Below are 13,273 nucleotides of genomic sequence, written 5' to 3'. Positions count from 1 at the left end.
TCGCCTCGTCGACCGGGCCGTTGGTCCCTGTGCCGCCCGGCGCCGACCGACTTCACTGGTAGTTGATTGATCACCCACCCAACGAAGGAGCACAGCATGAACAGGCTCGAAGGGCGCGTCGCCCTCGTCACGGGCTCGGCCAGTGGCATCGGCAAGGCCACGGTCCAGCGTCTCGTCGACGAGGGCGCCGCCGTCCTCGTCACCGACATCCAGGTCGAGGCGGGCGAGGCGACGGTCAAGGAGCTCGTCGACGCAGGGCACCGCGCAGCCTTCTTCCGGCACGACGTGACGAGCGAGGCCGACTGGGAGGCCGCGACGGCCAAGGCGGTCGAGGAGTTCGGCGGGCTCGACATCCTCGTCAACAACGCCGGCCTGGGTGACATCAAGCCGATCGAGGACACGACCCTGGAGGAGTGGGACCGCACCGTCGCGATCGACCAGACCGGTGTCTTCCTCGGCATGAAGATCGCCGGACCCCACCTCAAGACGTCCGAGCACGCGTCCATCATCAACATCAGCTCGATCTTCGGCACGAGCGGCGGGTTCGGGGTCTCGCCCGCCTACCACGCGGCCAAGGGCGCGGTCCGCACCCTCACCAAGAACGTCGCGCTCCACTGGGCCACCGAGGGCATCCGGGTCAACTCCATCCACCCGGGCTTCATCGAGACCCCGATCCTCGAGCCGGCCAAGGGCACCCCGATCTGGGACGGCATGACCGCGCTCACCCCGATGGGCCACCTCGGCCAGCCAGCGGACATCGCCGCGGGCGTGGCCTACCTCGCCAGTGACGACTCCGCGTTCGTCACCGGGCTCGAGCTCTACATCGACGGTGGCTACATGGCTCGCTGACTGAGCGCCCCTCCAGGACGACGTATGCCGCGAAGCCCAGCCCCGCGGCATACGTGCATCGCCGGGGTGGGGACGGCTCAGGCGGCGGCGAGCTCGTCCCAGAACCCAGTGACGAGTTTCACCGTCGCGTCAGGCGCCTCCAGCGGGATGAGGTAGGCCGCGTCCGGTACGACGACGCAACGCCCGCCAGGCACCAGTGCCGCATCGGCGCGCGCCTGCTCGCGTGTCCAGCCGACGTGCTCGGCTCCCGTGACGAAGAGCGTGGGCACACGGATCGACCCGAGCAGCGGCCTGACGTCCACCCGGTCGAGCGAGATGGAGTGGATGGCGTTGCGCAGTGGCGCGCCCGAGCGTTCGAGACAGCCGTCGACATAGGACACGGCCTCGGGGTCGGTGGTCCGGGTCCTGTGCGAGAGGAGGGTGTCCACGACGGCCGACCGGAGGAAGCCCACCGGCCCGGCGACGCGGTGGACCGCGGTGAGCAGCTGGGTCTTGCGGCGGCCCGATCCCGTGTAGGCCTGCGTGGGGCCCCCGAGGTTGACCAGGCTGCGCAGCTGCGGGGCGCCGTTGCCGGCGAGCACCACGCCGATGTGCCCACCCCAGGCGTTGCCCACCCAGTCGACAGGCTCACGCACGCCGAGCTCGGTGAGGACGGTGAGGGCCGCCTCACCGCACGCTGTCAGGTCGTAGCGTCGGCCGGGGTCGCCGCTCGTGCCGTGGCCCGGTCCGCAGATGACGACCAGCCTGCGGTGCCGGGAGAGCGCCGGGATGACGCGGTCCCACGAGTGGTCGTCGACGAAGAGGCTGTGCCACAGGACCGCCGGCGGCCCGGATCCGATCGTGCGAACGCTGAGGGGGCCCACCGAGGTGGCCATGGTGGTGTGTTGTGCGGTGTCGGACATGATGCGCCTTCCTCGTCGCTGGTTGACACTGTCAACGCTGAGCGTCCTCGGCTAGGTTGACACTGTCAATAGCCATCGACGCGCCACTTCGGAGCACTCATGACCCCCACCGCAGAGCCACCCCTGGGCGAGCGACTCACTGCCGTGGCGCTGCGCATGCTCGAGACCTCACCAGCGGAGGAGCTCAGTGTGCGCAGCGTGGCGCGTGAGGTCGGCGTGAGCCACCAGGCGCCCTACGTCCACTTCGGTGGACGCCAGCGCTTCCTCGCGGCGGTCGCGGGGGCCGGGATGCGGGTCGCCGCCGAGCGGGCGCGCCAAGCCATCGAGGCGGTGCCGGCCTCGAACCCCCTCGGACGCCTGCAGGCGCTGGGGGCGGCGTACCTCGCCTTCGTCCGCGAGTCTCCCCACGTCCACGACCTCGCCAACGGGCCGATGGTGCACAAGGGCGACCACCCGCACCTGCAGGCCGCGGCGATCGAGTACTGGAACCTCGTGCACGACACCGTCGCCGCCTGCCAGCCGGGGGGCACGAGCGAGGCCGACGTCCTCCGCCGGGCAGCGCAGGTGTGGGGCTCGGCTTACGGCATCTCGCGGCTGGGGGCCTTCTCCCAGATCCCCGGTACGGTCGCCGCCACTACCGACGAGCTCGTGTCGGAGACCATCGACGCCCTGTATGCCGGGTGGCGCGCTGCCGGTCAGTCGAAAGCCGGCAGGCCGCCACGCCGCCCGAAGAGGAAGTAGGCGCACGGTCCGACCGTGTTGACGAAGGTGGCGCAGGCCCACGCCCAGCGCGGCCCGTTGACCTCGTCAGGTGCCCTCCGGCGTAGGTCTCGTAGGGCGGCACCCTGCATGGTCAGCTGCAACGCGCCGCCCAGCACGACGAGCCGTCGCTGGGTCGGGTTCAGCTGTTTCCAGGACTTCCTGTGCATGAGGTGACGCTCCTGACGGTTCGGTGGACTCGTTCGCACGACCACTCAACCCGCGCAGCACGAGGTGCGGGAGGGTCCGAGGTCCCGGACTCTGGGCTCGCGACCTTCTGGGGTCCGCGTGGAGATCTCGGGGACCAGGGTCCTGGCGATGCTCCACCTGTGGCCTGCAGGATCCGGGCACACTCGAGGGTCCGCTGCCATGCCGCAGGGACCGGAGGTGTCGTCCGGAACGCTCCCACCTGACCACGTGCGCTGTCCGGCAGCGGCTGCTACATGCGGCGGTAGGTGGGGCTGTTGGACTCGTGGGTGATGACCTGCCACGCCTTCATCGTGAACTCGAAGTCGGCTGGCACCTGGGACAGTGTTGCCACGACCCCGGCTGATCACCAGCGCTGGTGGACGTCCTCGACCCACCCGAACAGCCCGTCCACGGCGACCTCGCCGACGTGTCCCGTCCACGTGCCGAAGCACTGGTGCGTGCGCGAGGCCAGCACGCCGAGCTGCGTGACGGACTTGCGCAGGTGCTCTGGCTGGAACGTCAGCGCCACCGGCCCTCCCTCGACTCGCCATGGCGCCATCCAGTCCTGCGGCGAGTAGTCCCATCGAAGGTCGTCGCTGATCTTCGTGAGGCGCCCGTCGACGACGACGGCGTTCTCGGTCGACCCGGTTCCATCGGTCCACCGGCCGCCGAGCTGGAGGCCGATGGTGCGTCCCGCGACGGTGCCCGAGCCGGAGCCCCAGTTCCACGAGATGGCATACGGCCAGCGTCCGCGGCCGTGGTCCAGGGTCGCCCACGAGGCTCCGCCGGCCATCGCCGACGTCACGCCGTCCACGGTCAGTCGGCCCACCGCCGGGCGGGCCGGGTCCTTGACGGTGTACTGGAAGAGCCGGTCGTTCCACGGCACCACGACGCCGAGTCGTTCATGTCCCGGCCTGATGTGGGCGACGACGTCGAGGTCGACGCGTTCGGAGTGGGCGCGCAGTCGGGTGCCGTCGGGCGTGGGGTCGATGTCGATGGACAGGCTCTTCGTGCGCGCACGGGCCGGACCCCGGTCGAGGGTGCCCGGCAGGGTCGTGCCACGGCCCAGAGGCGAGATCGCGTCCACCGTGATCTGCTCGCCGGAGCGGCGGTCGAGGACGAACAGTGAGGTCACCGCGGCATACCCGATGTCGGACACGACCAGGGCGGCGACGTGCGTCTCAGAGGTGACCGCCCAGTACTCCCAGCGCTTGTTGCGGCCCCAGCCGACCCGGCCGCGTCCGATGCCGTCGGTGCGGTGCAGCGGGGTGCGCGTCCAGCCCACGGCGTCGGGATTCACGCGACCGTTCGCCAGGGTGAGGTCGACAGGCTCGGTGATCTCGCGTTCACGGGGCACGCGACCCATCATCCATCTGGGCCGGGCCGCCCGACTGCACGCCCTTGACGACGAACCACCGGGCAACCCTGAGCTCAGACGGACGAGGTGTCACGAGGGCGAGGGTGACCGCTCAAGGTGCGGAGGAAGGTGGGGTGTTGCACCATGAGCCCGTGACACTTGCCCCGGTCTGGCCTGACCCAATTCGGATACTGATCGTCGATGACCACGACCTTTACCGGCGTGGCATGCAGGCAGTCCTCGGACTCGAACCCGATCTCAATATCGTGGCGGAGGCGGAGTCAGCCCTTGAGGCCATCAGCAAGGTCCGCGAGCTCCAGCCTGACCTGGTCCTGTTGGACCTCCGGATGCGGGGCCTCAGCGGCATCCAGGCGTGCCGCGCCATCAAGGAGGAGTCGTTCGGCACGAAGGTCGTGTTGCTCACCGCGTCCGACGATGAGGCAGACCTGTTCTCCGCGATCAAGGCAGGGGCCAGCGGCTATGTCCTCAAGGACGAGCCGGCGGAGCGGATCAGCGAGGTGATCCGGCTCGTTCACTCGGGGCAGTCCGTCATCCCTCCACGTCTTGCGAGTCTGTTGGTTTCCGAGTTCGGCAGGCTTGGCACTGTTCCTGCCCAGGAGACCCCAGTGGGGATACGCCTCACACCACGCGAGCGCGAGGTGCTCGTCCTGCTCGCACGGGGATGCTCCAACAGACAGATCGCGAAGCAGCTGTTCGTCAGCGAGAACACGGTCAAGAACCACATGCGCAACAGCATGGAGAAGCTGCAGGTGCGCACGCGCGTCGAGGCGGCGATGTACGCGCTTCAGCAGGGGCTCGATGGACCGGAAGCGCCTGACAGAGTCGCAAACCTCCCTGTGCCGGGTAGGGCGAAGAATGTGCGGCAGCACGTGCTGTGACCGGCCCATCGGGGGGACGGAACGCTGCTTCGCCCCCTCCCTTCGGGAGGGCAGCACGCGCCTGACCCGAGTCCCGACCACGGCGTCGGTAGCACTGCCAGCGGACTGCCGAGGACGAGGGTTGGTTTGCCAGCGAGGCGTTCCCCCGGCGCGGCCTGCCGACCGCGTTGATCCAGCTCGACCGCGTCGCCGACGTCTACTTTGCCGTCGAGACTCCTCCCAACATGACTCCGGGCACAACTGGTTGATCAGAGTCGTCACCATGACTGTCGAGAATGGCGTCTAGGCTGACGTGTGCCTCCTTTCGACCGCGTTGTCCTGATCTTCAACCCTCACAGCACCGGCAGCGCGAGGGAGCTGGCTGAGGGCCTCCAGCGGGACCTGGCCCAGCGTGTCCCGACCCTGCCCGTGGACCTGGTCCCCACCGAGCACGCTGGTCATGCCACGGAGCTGGCGCGGGTGGCCGCGGGGGTCGGAGCACCGCTGGTGATGTCCGTCAGTGGCGACGGGGGCTACAACGAGGTTGTCAACGGGGTCATGCAGGCGGGCAACGACCGCGCTGTCACGGCTGTGCTGGCTGCCGGGAACGCCAACGACCATCGACGCACGACCAAGGAGCGTCCGATCGCCGAGGCGATCGCCGAGGGGGCAGTCAGCCGGATCGACCTGCTGAGGTTCACCGCGGGGGGCGCAGCCGGGGACACGGTGCGCTACGCACACTCCTACATCGGGCTCGGGCTGACGCCGGTGGTCGCGATCGAGCTCGAGAAGGGAACCAAGGGCTCGTTGCGGGAGATGGTCACCGTCGTGCGTTCCTTCGCCAAGTTCCGCCCGTTCGAGATCGAGCTCGAGGACGGCACACGGCAGCGCTTCGACAGCCTCGTCTTCGCCAACATCGCGCAGATGGCCAAAGTCGCCACCCTGGCAGAGGATCAGGGCAGGCCCGATGACGGCTTCTTCGAGGTCATCACCTTGCGGCACAAGGCCAAGTGGCGCATTCTCACGACCGCGCTCAAGGCCAGCACCGCCGGACTGGGCAAGCAGCCCAGCGTTCGCAGCTACGCCTTCACCACGGTGACGCCACTGCCCCTGCAGATCGACGGCGAAGTCATGGACGTGCCGGCAGGATCGACGGTGCGCGTGGACATCTCCCCGAAGGCTCTCCACACCGTTCTCTGAGCCACCTCCGCCTGCTGGCCCGCCAAAGCCCTTCGGACGCCCAGTCGGGGCGGGAAGTCCGGCACCACGTGCTGCCAAGGAACTATTGCCGCGCCGCACGCCCAGTGGGACGGTGTTCTGATCAGCGCATGCCTACCTGCATCGAGGTGTGTCATGAGACGAGCTCGTTTCATGGTCGTCGCCATTTCCGCTGTCGTGGCCCTCGTGGTGGCCGCGCCGTCCCAGGCCTCGCGCGCCGCGTCGCCTGTGGATCGGGGCCATATCGATGCCTACACGGCGAGCGTGACGCCCGAGCAACGTTCGCAGCTCGCCCGTCTCGGCCACGACCTCAGCGAGCAGGGGCACGCGAACGACACGGTCCAGCTCTACCTGACGCCACGTCAGGCGGACGCGGTGCGCAAGCTCGGCATCGATCCGCGGCTCACCCGGGTCAAGGGGGGTAAGACGGTTCGCGAGTTCGCCACCGAACAGTCCCGCGACGGGTTCACCGTCTGGAGGTCCTACGACGAGGCCGGCGGCATCCGCGATCAGATGTATGCCGCGGCTGCAGCCAACTCCTCGATCGCCAAGCTCGTCAGGCTCGGAAAGACCGTCCAGGGCCGCGAGATCCTGGCCGTCAAGTTGACCCAGGGTGCACCCGGCCAGGCCGATGGCAGCCGCCCGGCGGTGCTCTACAGCTCAACGCAGCACGCCCGCGAGTGGATCTCGACCGAGGTCAACCGCCGGCTCATGAACTGGTACATCGACAAGTGGAAGGCCAACGACCCCGGCGTCCGGGCGCTGTTGAAGAGCACCGAGCTGTGGTTCGTCCTCGTGGCTAACCCGGATGGGTACCAGTACACGTTCGATCACGAACGCTTGTGGCGCAAGACGCTGCGGGACAACAACAACGACGGCCAGATCACCGTGGGTGACGGCGTCGACCCGAACCGCAACTGGCCGAACCACTGGGGCTACGACAACGAGGGCTCCTCGGACGTCACGTCGAGCGAGACCTACCGCGGCGTCGCCCCCGCGTCGGAGCCGGAGACTCTGGCCCTCAAGGGCCTGCTCGACAAGATCGGCTTCGCCTTCCAGGTGAACTGGCACTCCGCGGGCCAGTGGTTGCTCTACGCCGAGGGCTGGCAGATCGCGACGCCGACGGCGGACGACCCGATCTACTACGCCATGTCCGGCAACCTGGACAAGCCCGCGATCGAGGGCTTCCACCCGGGCCTCAGCTCGGACGTGCTGTACGTCACGAACGGCGAGACGACGGACTACGCCCACGCCGCCACGGGCGCGCTGGCGTGGACCCCGGAGCTGTCCGAGGGCTGCGAGGGGTGCGGTTTCGTCTTCCCTGACGATGACGCGCTCGTGCAGGAGGAGTTCCTCCGCAACCTGCCGTTCGCCGACTCGGTGGCGCGCTCCGCAGTCGACCCTGACGACCCGGTCTCCACGGTCGGACTCGACACCGCGGCGTTGTACGTCGACAGCGCCGACCCGTACAAGGGTGGCGTCCCGGGCACGCAGCTCAGCTTCGCGTACTCCTACGGCGATCCTCAGCCGGTGGCGGTCAACGCCAAGCGGAGCATCGGCGCGGTCTCGGTGAAGTACCGGATCAACGGCGGCCCGGTGCAGACGGCGCCGACCTCGCCGTGGGCCGGCGGGGAGACGTCCACGCCTGCCTCGGTGTACTACCACCAGCTGCGCGGGCAGGTGACCGGCACCAAGCCCGGCGACTCCGTGCGGGTGTGGTTCGAAGGAGGCGGGGAGACCAGCCAGCCCTTCACCTACCAAGCCGTGTCCGAGACCGGTCGGCGGGTGCTCGTCGTGGCGGCCGAGGACTACACGGGCGCGTCGCCGGTGCAGAAGGTGAACGGCCCGCACTACGCGAGCTACTACACCGCAGCGCTCACGGCGAACAACATCGCCTCCGACCTCTACGACATCGACGCCCGAGGGAGAACCGCACCCGACGCCCTTGGTGTGCTCAGCCACTACGACGCCGTCGTCGTCGAGGGCGGCGACGACATCGTCACCCGCCGCGCGGGCTGGGGCGTGGGCAACGCCGACCGGCTCGCGCTCGACGAGCTGCTCGAGCTCCGCGCCTACCTCAACGAGGACGGCAAGGTCCTCTACGGCGGCGACTTCGCCGGCGAGCAGTACACCGCCACCGTCGGTGACCAGCTTTACGACCCCAAGGGCGAGATCGCCTGCAACCCGCTGCCTGCGGACGTCGACCCCCGACGTTGCCTCCTGCTCCGCGGGTCCGGCGACGGGACGAACGACGTGCTCCAGTACTCGTTCGGTGCCTACCTCACGGTTCCCGGCGACGGTCTCGACGCCCAGGGCAAGGCGTACGACTCAGCCGGGACCGACGAACCACTCCTGGGCCTGACCTGGGGTTTCAACGGTGGTCAGAGCGCGAAGAACCAGGACGACACCTTGTCGTTCCTCGCCACGAGCGGCATCCTCCCGACGTCGACCTTCCCGCAGTTCGAGAGCTGGGCTTCGTCACGGTGGATCAAGCCAGGCGGCCCGTTCGAACCGCACACAGGCACGCAGTACGTGTACTCGCAGATCGCCGACGTGACGTACAAGCGACTCACGCGGCAGGTGCAGGTGCCTGCCGGCGGTGGAACCCTGTCGTTCTGGACGTCCTACGACACCGAGGCTGCGTGGGACCACCTGTTCGTCGAAGCCCGCACGCCCGGCGGAGACAACTGGACGACCCTGCCTGACCTCAACGGTCACACGTCGACGTCGACCGGGGACAGCTGCCCCGAGGGCTGGGCGGACCTGCATCCGCAGCTCACCCACTACCAGACTCTGGTGCCACCACCCAGCCCAGATGGTGCCCCGACCTGCACGTCATCGGGCACGACCGGGACGTGGAACGCCGCGTCGGGCAACTCCGGCGGCTGGCAGCAGTGGAGCGTCGACCTGTCCGCCTGGGCCGGCCAGTCGGTCGAGGTCTCGATCGCGTACGCCAGCGACTGGTCAGTCCAAGGCGTCGGCGCCTTCATCGACGACATCACCTACCCCGATGGCGCGACGGAGTCGTTCGAAAGCAGCCTCGGCGGCTGGGCCATCGCGCCGGCTCCACCGGGCAGCGCGGCGAACGCCAACACGTGGACGCGCACCGACGCCACCGGATTCCCGGTCGGGAACTCGATCACCACCCCCGACACGGTCATCCTCGGCTTCGGCATCGAGGGTGTGACCACCGCGGACAAGCGCGCCGCAATCATGGGCGCGGCTCTGGGTCACCTGCTCAACTGAAGGCCCGTCCGCAACCGCGCGCGGTCACCCATCCGGCGTTCCACGACGAGTCCGACCGGATCGACCTTGAGCCACATGGCGCCCACTCTCGGATGTTCGACTATTCCTTCACCTCCGCGTCTGGGGGGAGGCCATCATTGGCTCGTGGCCTTGGCTGTCTGCGCGCTCTTCGACAGCGCTGGCGAGCGCCTGATCCGCGGCCTCTGGGCACGCTTGGAAGCCGCGGGGATCGGGTCGCTGGCATCCCACACCCACGGGCACCATTACCCCCACCTCTCTTACGCCGTGCTCCTCGAGTGGGACCTGGACCGCGTCCGCGACGCTCTTGACCGCCTCCCGGACGGCCGCCGCTTCCCCGCGAGCGTGCAGGGGGCCGTCGTCTTCCCGCGGGGGCGCGTCGCGTTGGCGGTCGCCGTCCCCGCGCAGGTGGCACTGCGCCAGCACCGGGTCACCTCGGCGGTGGAGGCCACGGGCGCACAGCTGCACAAGCACTACCGGCCGACATCGTGGGTCCCGCACGTCTCGGTGGTGACGCACGCGTCGGCAGCCCGGCTTCCGGTCGCGGTCACCACGATCTTCGACGTGCTTCCTGTGACACTGACGGTCGCCGGCGCTGCGCTCATCGACACCGCCACTGGGGAGATCTGGCCCCTCCCCGGGATCCCGTGACCGGAACCAGCGACGCGGAGGTCCAGACCGGCGCCCGCAATCCTGGCTGCCGTCGACGCGCCACGACCTGTCGTCCTGCTCGGTAGCGTGAAGTGCATGCCCATCAAACTCGAGAACGTTGGCATCGCCGTCCGCGACCTCGAAGCGACGATCGCCTTCTTCACTGACCTGGGGCTGAGCGTCCTCGGGCGTGACACGGTCAGTGGGGAGTGGACCGACACCGCCGTTGGCCTCGACGGCAACCACGCAAACATCGCCATGCTCCAGACGCCAGACGGGAACGGTCGCCTCGAGCTCTTCGAGTACATCCACCCCGACGCGATAGAGACGGAACCCACCCGACCGAACGAGATCGGCATGCACCGCGTCGCCTTCTCGGTCGATGACCTCGACGAGGCCCTTGAGATTGCTGCGGCGCACGGTTGTCATCCGCTGCGCGGCGTAGCGACCTACGAAGACGCGTACAAGTTGACGTACGTCCGCGGCCCCAGCGGCATCATCGTGATGCTCGCGGAGGAGCTCAAGAAGGGCTGACGGAAGCGATCCTCAACTGGGCGCCGGGGTGAGGGCACGCACTCAGGCGTCGGTGCGCGTCGGTCACGTGCCGGCTCTGGGATCCGACAGGACGTCGCGCCACGAGTGCTGGGGTGCATAGCCGAGGAGCTCGCGAGCCTTGTCGATGGAGTAGAAGGTCTCGTCCCGCCCCATCTGGCGACTCACCTTCACCCCGTCGTAGAAGCGGTCCCGAATCTCGTCGGTGGTCTCGGCGACGGACATGTCCGCGTTCGCGACGTTGAAGACCTCGTAGCCGAGGCCGTCGACCTCGAGGCACCGCTGCACCATCTGGCTGAGGTCGCGCGTGTCGATGTAGGCGAAGATGTTGCGCCGTCGGAGCGAGGAGTCCGCGAGGAAGGCCGGGAACGTCTCGGCGTACTCGTTCGGCTCGATGACGTTGTTGATCCGCAGCCCGTACACGTCGGCACCGGTGCGGGCCTGGAAGGAGCGTGCCGTCACCTCGTTGGCCACCTTGGACATCGCGTAGGAGTCCTCCGGGACCGTCGGGTGTTCCTCGTCCACGGGCAGGTACTGGGGTCGCCTCTCGCCCTGGGCGAAGCAGATCCCGTAGGTCGTCTCCGAGGACGCGAACACGATCTTTCGCACGCCCAACCGCGTTGCGGCTTCGAGGACGTTGTAGGTACTGAGCACGTTGGTCGAGTAGGTCCGTGCGTCCGACGTGAGCAGGATCGCCGGCACCGCGGCGAAGTGTACGACAGCGTCGTAGGCGGGCTTCTCTGCCAGCTCCAGCTCCTCCATGCGGGCCAGGCCAGCCATCGCCGAGTACGTCTCGCCGGTGTCCGTGAGGTCGACCCTCAGATCAGCCACGGCTGGGTTCCTCAGGGGAACGAGGTCGGCGTTGGTGACCTGGTGACCGCAGGCGGCCAGGTGCGACGCGACGTGCTTGCCGGCCTTGCCGCTGCCGCCCGTGAAGAAGATGCGCATATGTCGATGAAACCACCGACACGTCCAGTTCACGCTCCGGAGCGTGGGCCGGCCCTCGCCCTCTGGTGCGAGCAGACGCAGGTGCCACCTCCGGGAACGTATCTGGCCGGCACACCTGCTCCTCCTCTCCCCTGTAGCCACCACCGAGGTGGCACCACACAGTCAGGGGAACCAACATGGCCAAGTACGTGGGGTCCTGGTGGATCAAGGACGGCATCGACGGCCGCCGACTCGAAGCCGAGGGCTTCGCGTCGACGCTCGGCGGGCTGGCCGAGTTCGACTGGACCCAGAACCACGGTGAGAGCGACGTCAAGCAGTCCGACTTCGTCACCACCACCAACGTCACGCAGCGCTCCGACACCGTCGACGCGATGCAGATGAGCTCGCACGGGTGGACCGACGGGTTCCTCGTCTGGGGCGGCGACGTCACGACGAGCGAAGCGGTCGACTTCGGCAAGAACGACCTCGAGGTCTTCGCCACCCACGCGTGCGACCTCCTCCACCACTCGTCGGACAACTCGGTCGGCCGCTGGATCCCCGCGTTCCAGCGCCTGCACTACATGCTCGGCTTCCACAACAGCAGCTACTCCGGCGGCGGCCAGAACTCGCGCGGCACGTGGTTCGCCATGTACGCCGCGTGGCTGTACTACTGGTCCGGCAGCTGGCTGTTCCGCGTCGACATCCCGCTGCGCGAGGCCTGGGCCGAGGCCAACGAGATCGTCGAGGGCAGCAACGTGCAGTGGGCGTACCTGCGCGCACAGACCCCCGACGCACCGACCTACAACGAGCGGCTCCGCGCCGCCGAGACCACCGACCCCGTGAGCGGACGGTCCTTCATGACCGCCCGCGGCACCTGCTGAAGGAGCGAAGCCATGCCACTGTCACTCCGGGACGTCGACTTCAAGGTCGACCTGCCCGACATCCCTTCCACCGCAACGGTGGTCAGCCACACCCCGCCGTGCCTCAAGGAGCACCGCGAGACGACGCGCGCCATCGCCGAGGCGCTCGACATCGACCTCAAGGGCACCGCGCAGGTGCCGCACGGTTATGCCGTCGGCAGCGACCGCGGCCAGGTCGAGGTCTTCGCCGCGAGCGGCGCGGTCCGCGCGCGCAACGCCGAGCGACTCACGGCATACGACGACGAACGTCGGGAGTGGAGCGACGTCGAGCGCGACGACGACGGCACCTACCGTCTCGGTGACGACGCGGCCAAGCGGCTCACCCACCACGGGCTCGAGGTGCTCCACCGGGTCGGGATCCGCGCCGAGCACGCCGGCCTCGACGTCGTCCTCGGCCAGTGGGCCGAGCTCGACGAGGACGGCACGGAGGTCGACAGCGGACCAGGGCGCGCCACCGTGCGCTTCTCGTATGCCGTCGAGGGCCTGCCGCTCATCGGTCCCGGCGCGAAGACCAACCTCCACCTCGACCCCGAGGACGGCGGGCGCAGCGTCTCGGTGGCCCGCATGTTCCACGTCAACCGCGGCGTCGAGGCCACCGGCGAGGTCGCCACGCAGTCGCTCGACGAGGCGTTCTCCGGCCTGTTCGCGCAGAGCTGGTCCGGTCACGGGCTGCGCGAGGGTCAGGGCCACATCACCATCACGGGGGCGACCTTCGGGCTGCTCGCCCTGCCCGCGGACGTCCTCCAGAGCTTCGCCGCGCCCGCCCTCATGGTCGAGGGACGACGCCGGGTCCAGCGCGCGGATCGA

Annotated in this window: 13 protein-coding genes; 9 read left to right on the top strand and 4 right to left on the bottom strand. The window is 68.8% G+C overall.

All coding sequences use genetic code 11. The annotated features are described in order from the left end of the window. Positions 1–96: 96 nt before the first annotated feature. The gene (locus N801_RS09800; protein WP_035937012.1) at positions 97–849 is read left to right on the top strand and encodes an SDR family NAD(P)-dependent oxidoreductase; all 753 of its coding nucleotides are present in this window, start codon (positions 97–99) and stop codon (positions 847–849) included. 77 nt (positions 850–926) lie between these two features. Here N801_RS09800 and N801_RS09795 read toward each other — a convergent pair whose 3' ends face one another. After that, positions 927–1,751: an alpha/beta fold hydrolase gene (locus tag N801_RS09795; RefSeq protein WP_035937009.1), complete on the bottom strand. Its 825-nt coding sequence runs from the start codon at positions 1,749–1,751 to the stop codon at positions 927–929. Between the two features lie 99 nt (positions 1,752–1,850). Between N801_RS09795 and N801_RS09790 the strand changes: the two genes are divergently transcribed. Then, positions 1,851–2,492 carry a TetR/AcrR family transcriptional regulator gene (locus tag N801_RS09790; RefSeq protein ID WP_052112819.1) on the top strand — a complete coding sequence of 214 codons (642 nt, stop codon included), beginning with the start codon at positions 1,851–1,853 and terminating at the stop codon, positions 2,490–2,492. Here the strand turns inward: N801_RS09790 and N801_RS21875 are convergent. After that, positions 2,447–2,602, bottom strand: a complete 156-nt coding sequence (locus N801_RS21875) for a PLDc N-terminal domain-containing protein (RefSeq protein WP_369323924.1) — start codon at positions 2,600–2,602, stop codon at positions 2,447–2,449. The two genes, N801_RS09790 and N801_RS21875, sit on opposite strands and share 46 nt — an antisense overlap. A gap of 461 nt (positions 2,603–3,063) precedes the next feature. Continuing rightward, positions 3,064–4,056 carry a DUF2804 domain-containing protein gene (locus N801_RS09780; RefSeq protein WP_245618347.1) on the bottom strand — a complete coding sequence of 331 codons (993 nt, stop codon included), beginning with the start codon at positions 4,054–4,056 and terminating at the stop codon, positions 3,064–3,066. Positions 4,057–4,208: 152 nt separating this feature from the next. Between N801_RS09780 and N801_RS09775 the strand changes: the two genes are divergently transcribed. From N801_RS09775 to N801_RS09755, 5 genes are all read left to right on the top strand, one after another. Next, on the top strand, positions 4,209–4,955 hold the full coding sequence (locus tag N801_RS09775; RefSeq protein ID WP_245618346.1) for a response regulator: 747 nt from the start codon (positions 4,209–4,211) through the stop codon (positions 4,953–4,955). Between the two features lie 294 nt (positions 4,956–5,249). Continuing rightward, the gene (locus tag N801_RS09770) at positions 5,250–6,134 is read left to right on the top strand and encodes a diacylglycerol/lipid kinase family protein (protein ID WP_035937002.1); all 885 of its coding nucleotides are present in this window, start codon (positions 5,250–5,252) and stop codon (positions 6,132–6,134) included. 282 nt (positions 6,135–6,416) lie between these two features. After that, complete coding sequence (locus tag N801_RS09765; RefSeq protein ID WP_211254704.1) at positions 6,417–9,398, top strand: M14 family metallopeptidase; 2,982 nt, start codon at positions 6,417–6,419, stop codon at positions 9,396–9,398. A gap of 144 nt (positions 9,399–9,542) precedes the next feature. Further along, positions 9,543–10,067 (top strand): 2'-5' RNA ligase family protein, encoded by a 525-nt coding sequence (locus tag N801_RS09760; protein WP_035936996.1) that lies wholly within the window; start codon positions 9,543–9,545, stop codon positions 10,065–10,067. A 96-nt stretch (positions 10,068–10,163) separates the two neighbouring features. After that, positions 10,164–10,601: a VOC family protein gene (locus tag N801_RS09755; protein ID WP_035936993.1), complete on the top strand. Its 438-nt coding sequence runs from the start codon at positions 10,164–10,166 to the stop codon at positions 10,599–10,601. A 63-nt stretch (positions 10,602–10,664) separates the two neighbouring features. Here N801_RS09755 and N801_RS09750 read toward each other — a convergent pair whose 3' ends face one another. After that, positions 10,665–11,567: an NAD-dependent epimerase/dehydratase family protein gene (locus N801_RS09750; protein WP_035936991.1), complete on the bottom strand. Its 903-nt coding sequence runs from the start codon at positions 11,565–11,567 to the stop codon at positions 10,665–10,667. A gap of 176 nt (positions 11,568–11,743) precedes the next feature. Between N801_RS09750 and N801_RS09745 the strand changes: the two genes are divergently transcribed. Next, on the top strand, positions 11,744–12,427 hold the full coding sequence (locus tag N801_RS09745; RefSeq protein ID WP_035936987.1) for a DUF6345 domain-containing protein: 684 nt from the start codon (positions 11,744–11,746) through the stop codon (positions 12,425–12,427). A gap of 12 nt (positions 12,428–12,439) precedes the next feature. Further along, the coding region (locus N801_RS09740) for a hypothetical protein (RefSeq protein WP_035936986.1) at positions 12,440–13,273 on the top strand (834 nt) is incomplete at its 3' end.

Origin of the sequence: Knoellia aerolata DSM 18566 (assembly GCF_000768695.1) — a bacterium.
Taxonomy (GTDB): Bacteria; Actinomycetota; Actinomycetes; order Actinomycetales; family Dermatophilaceae; genus Knoellia; species Knoellia aerolata.
Note: the sequence above shows the minus strand (reverse complement) of the source record. Positions and strands in the feature narration are given on the sequence as shown.

Excerpts from the sequence above, each read along its gene's own strand:
- N801_RS09790 (WP_052112819.1), top strand. The coding sequence starts at position 1,851 with ATGACCCCCACCGCAGAGCCACCCCTGGGCGAGCGACTCACTGCCGTG.
- N801_RS09750 (WP_035936991.1), bottom strand. The coding sequence starts at position 11,567 with ATGCGCATCTTCTTCACGGGCGGCAGCGGCAAGGCCGGCAAGCACGTC.
- N801_RS21875 (WP_369323924.1), bottom strand. The coding sequence starts at position 2,602 with ATGCAGGGTGCCGCCCTACGAGACCTACGCCGGAGGGCACCTGACGAG.
- N801_RS09745 (WP_035936987.1), top strand. The coding sequence starts at position 11,744 with ATGGCCAAGTACGTGGGGTCCTGGTGGATCAAGGACGGCATCGACGGC.
- N801_RS09800 (WP_035937012.1), top strand. The coding sequence starts at position 97 with ATGAACAGGCTCGAAGGGCGCGTCGCCCTCGTCACGGGCTCGGCCAGT.
- N801_RS09755 (WP_035936993.1), top strand. The coding sequence starts at position 10,164 with ATGCCCATCAAACTCGAGAACGTTGGCATCGCCGTCCGCGACCTCGAA.
- N801_RS09795 (WP_035937009.1), bottom strand. The coding sequence starts at position 1,751 with ATGTCCGACACCGCACAACACACCACCATGGCCACCTCGGTGGGCCCC.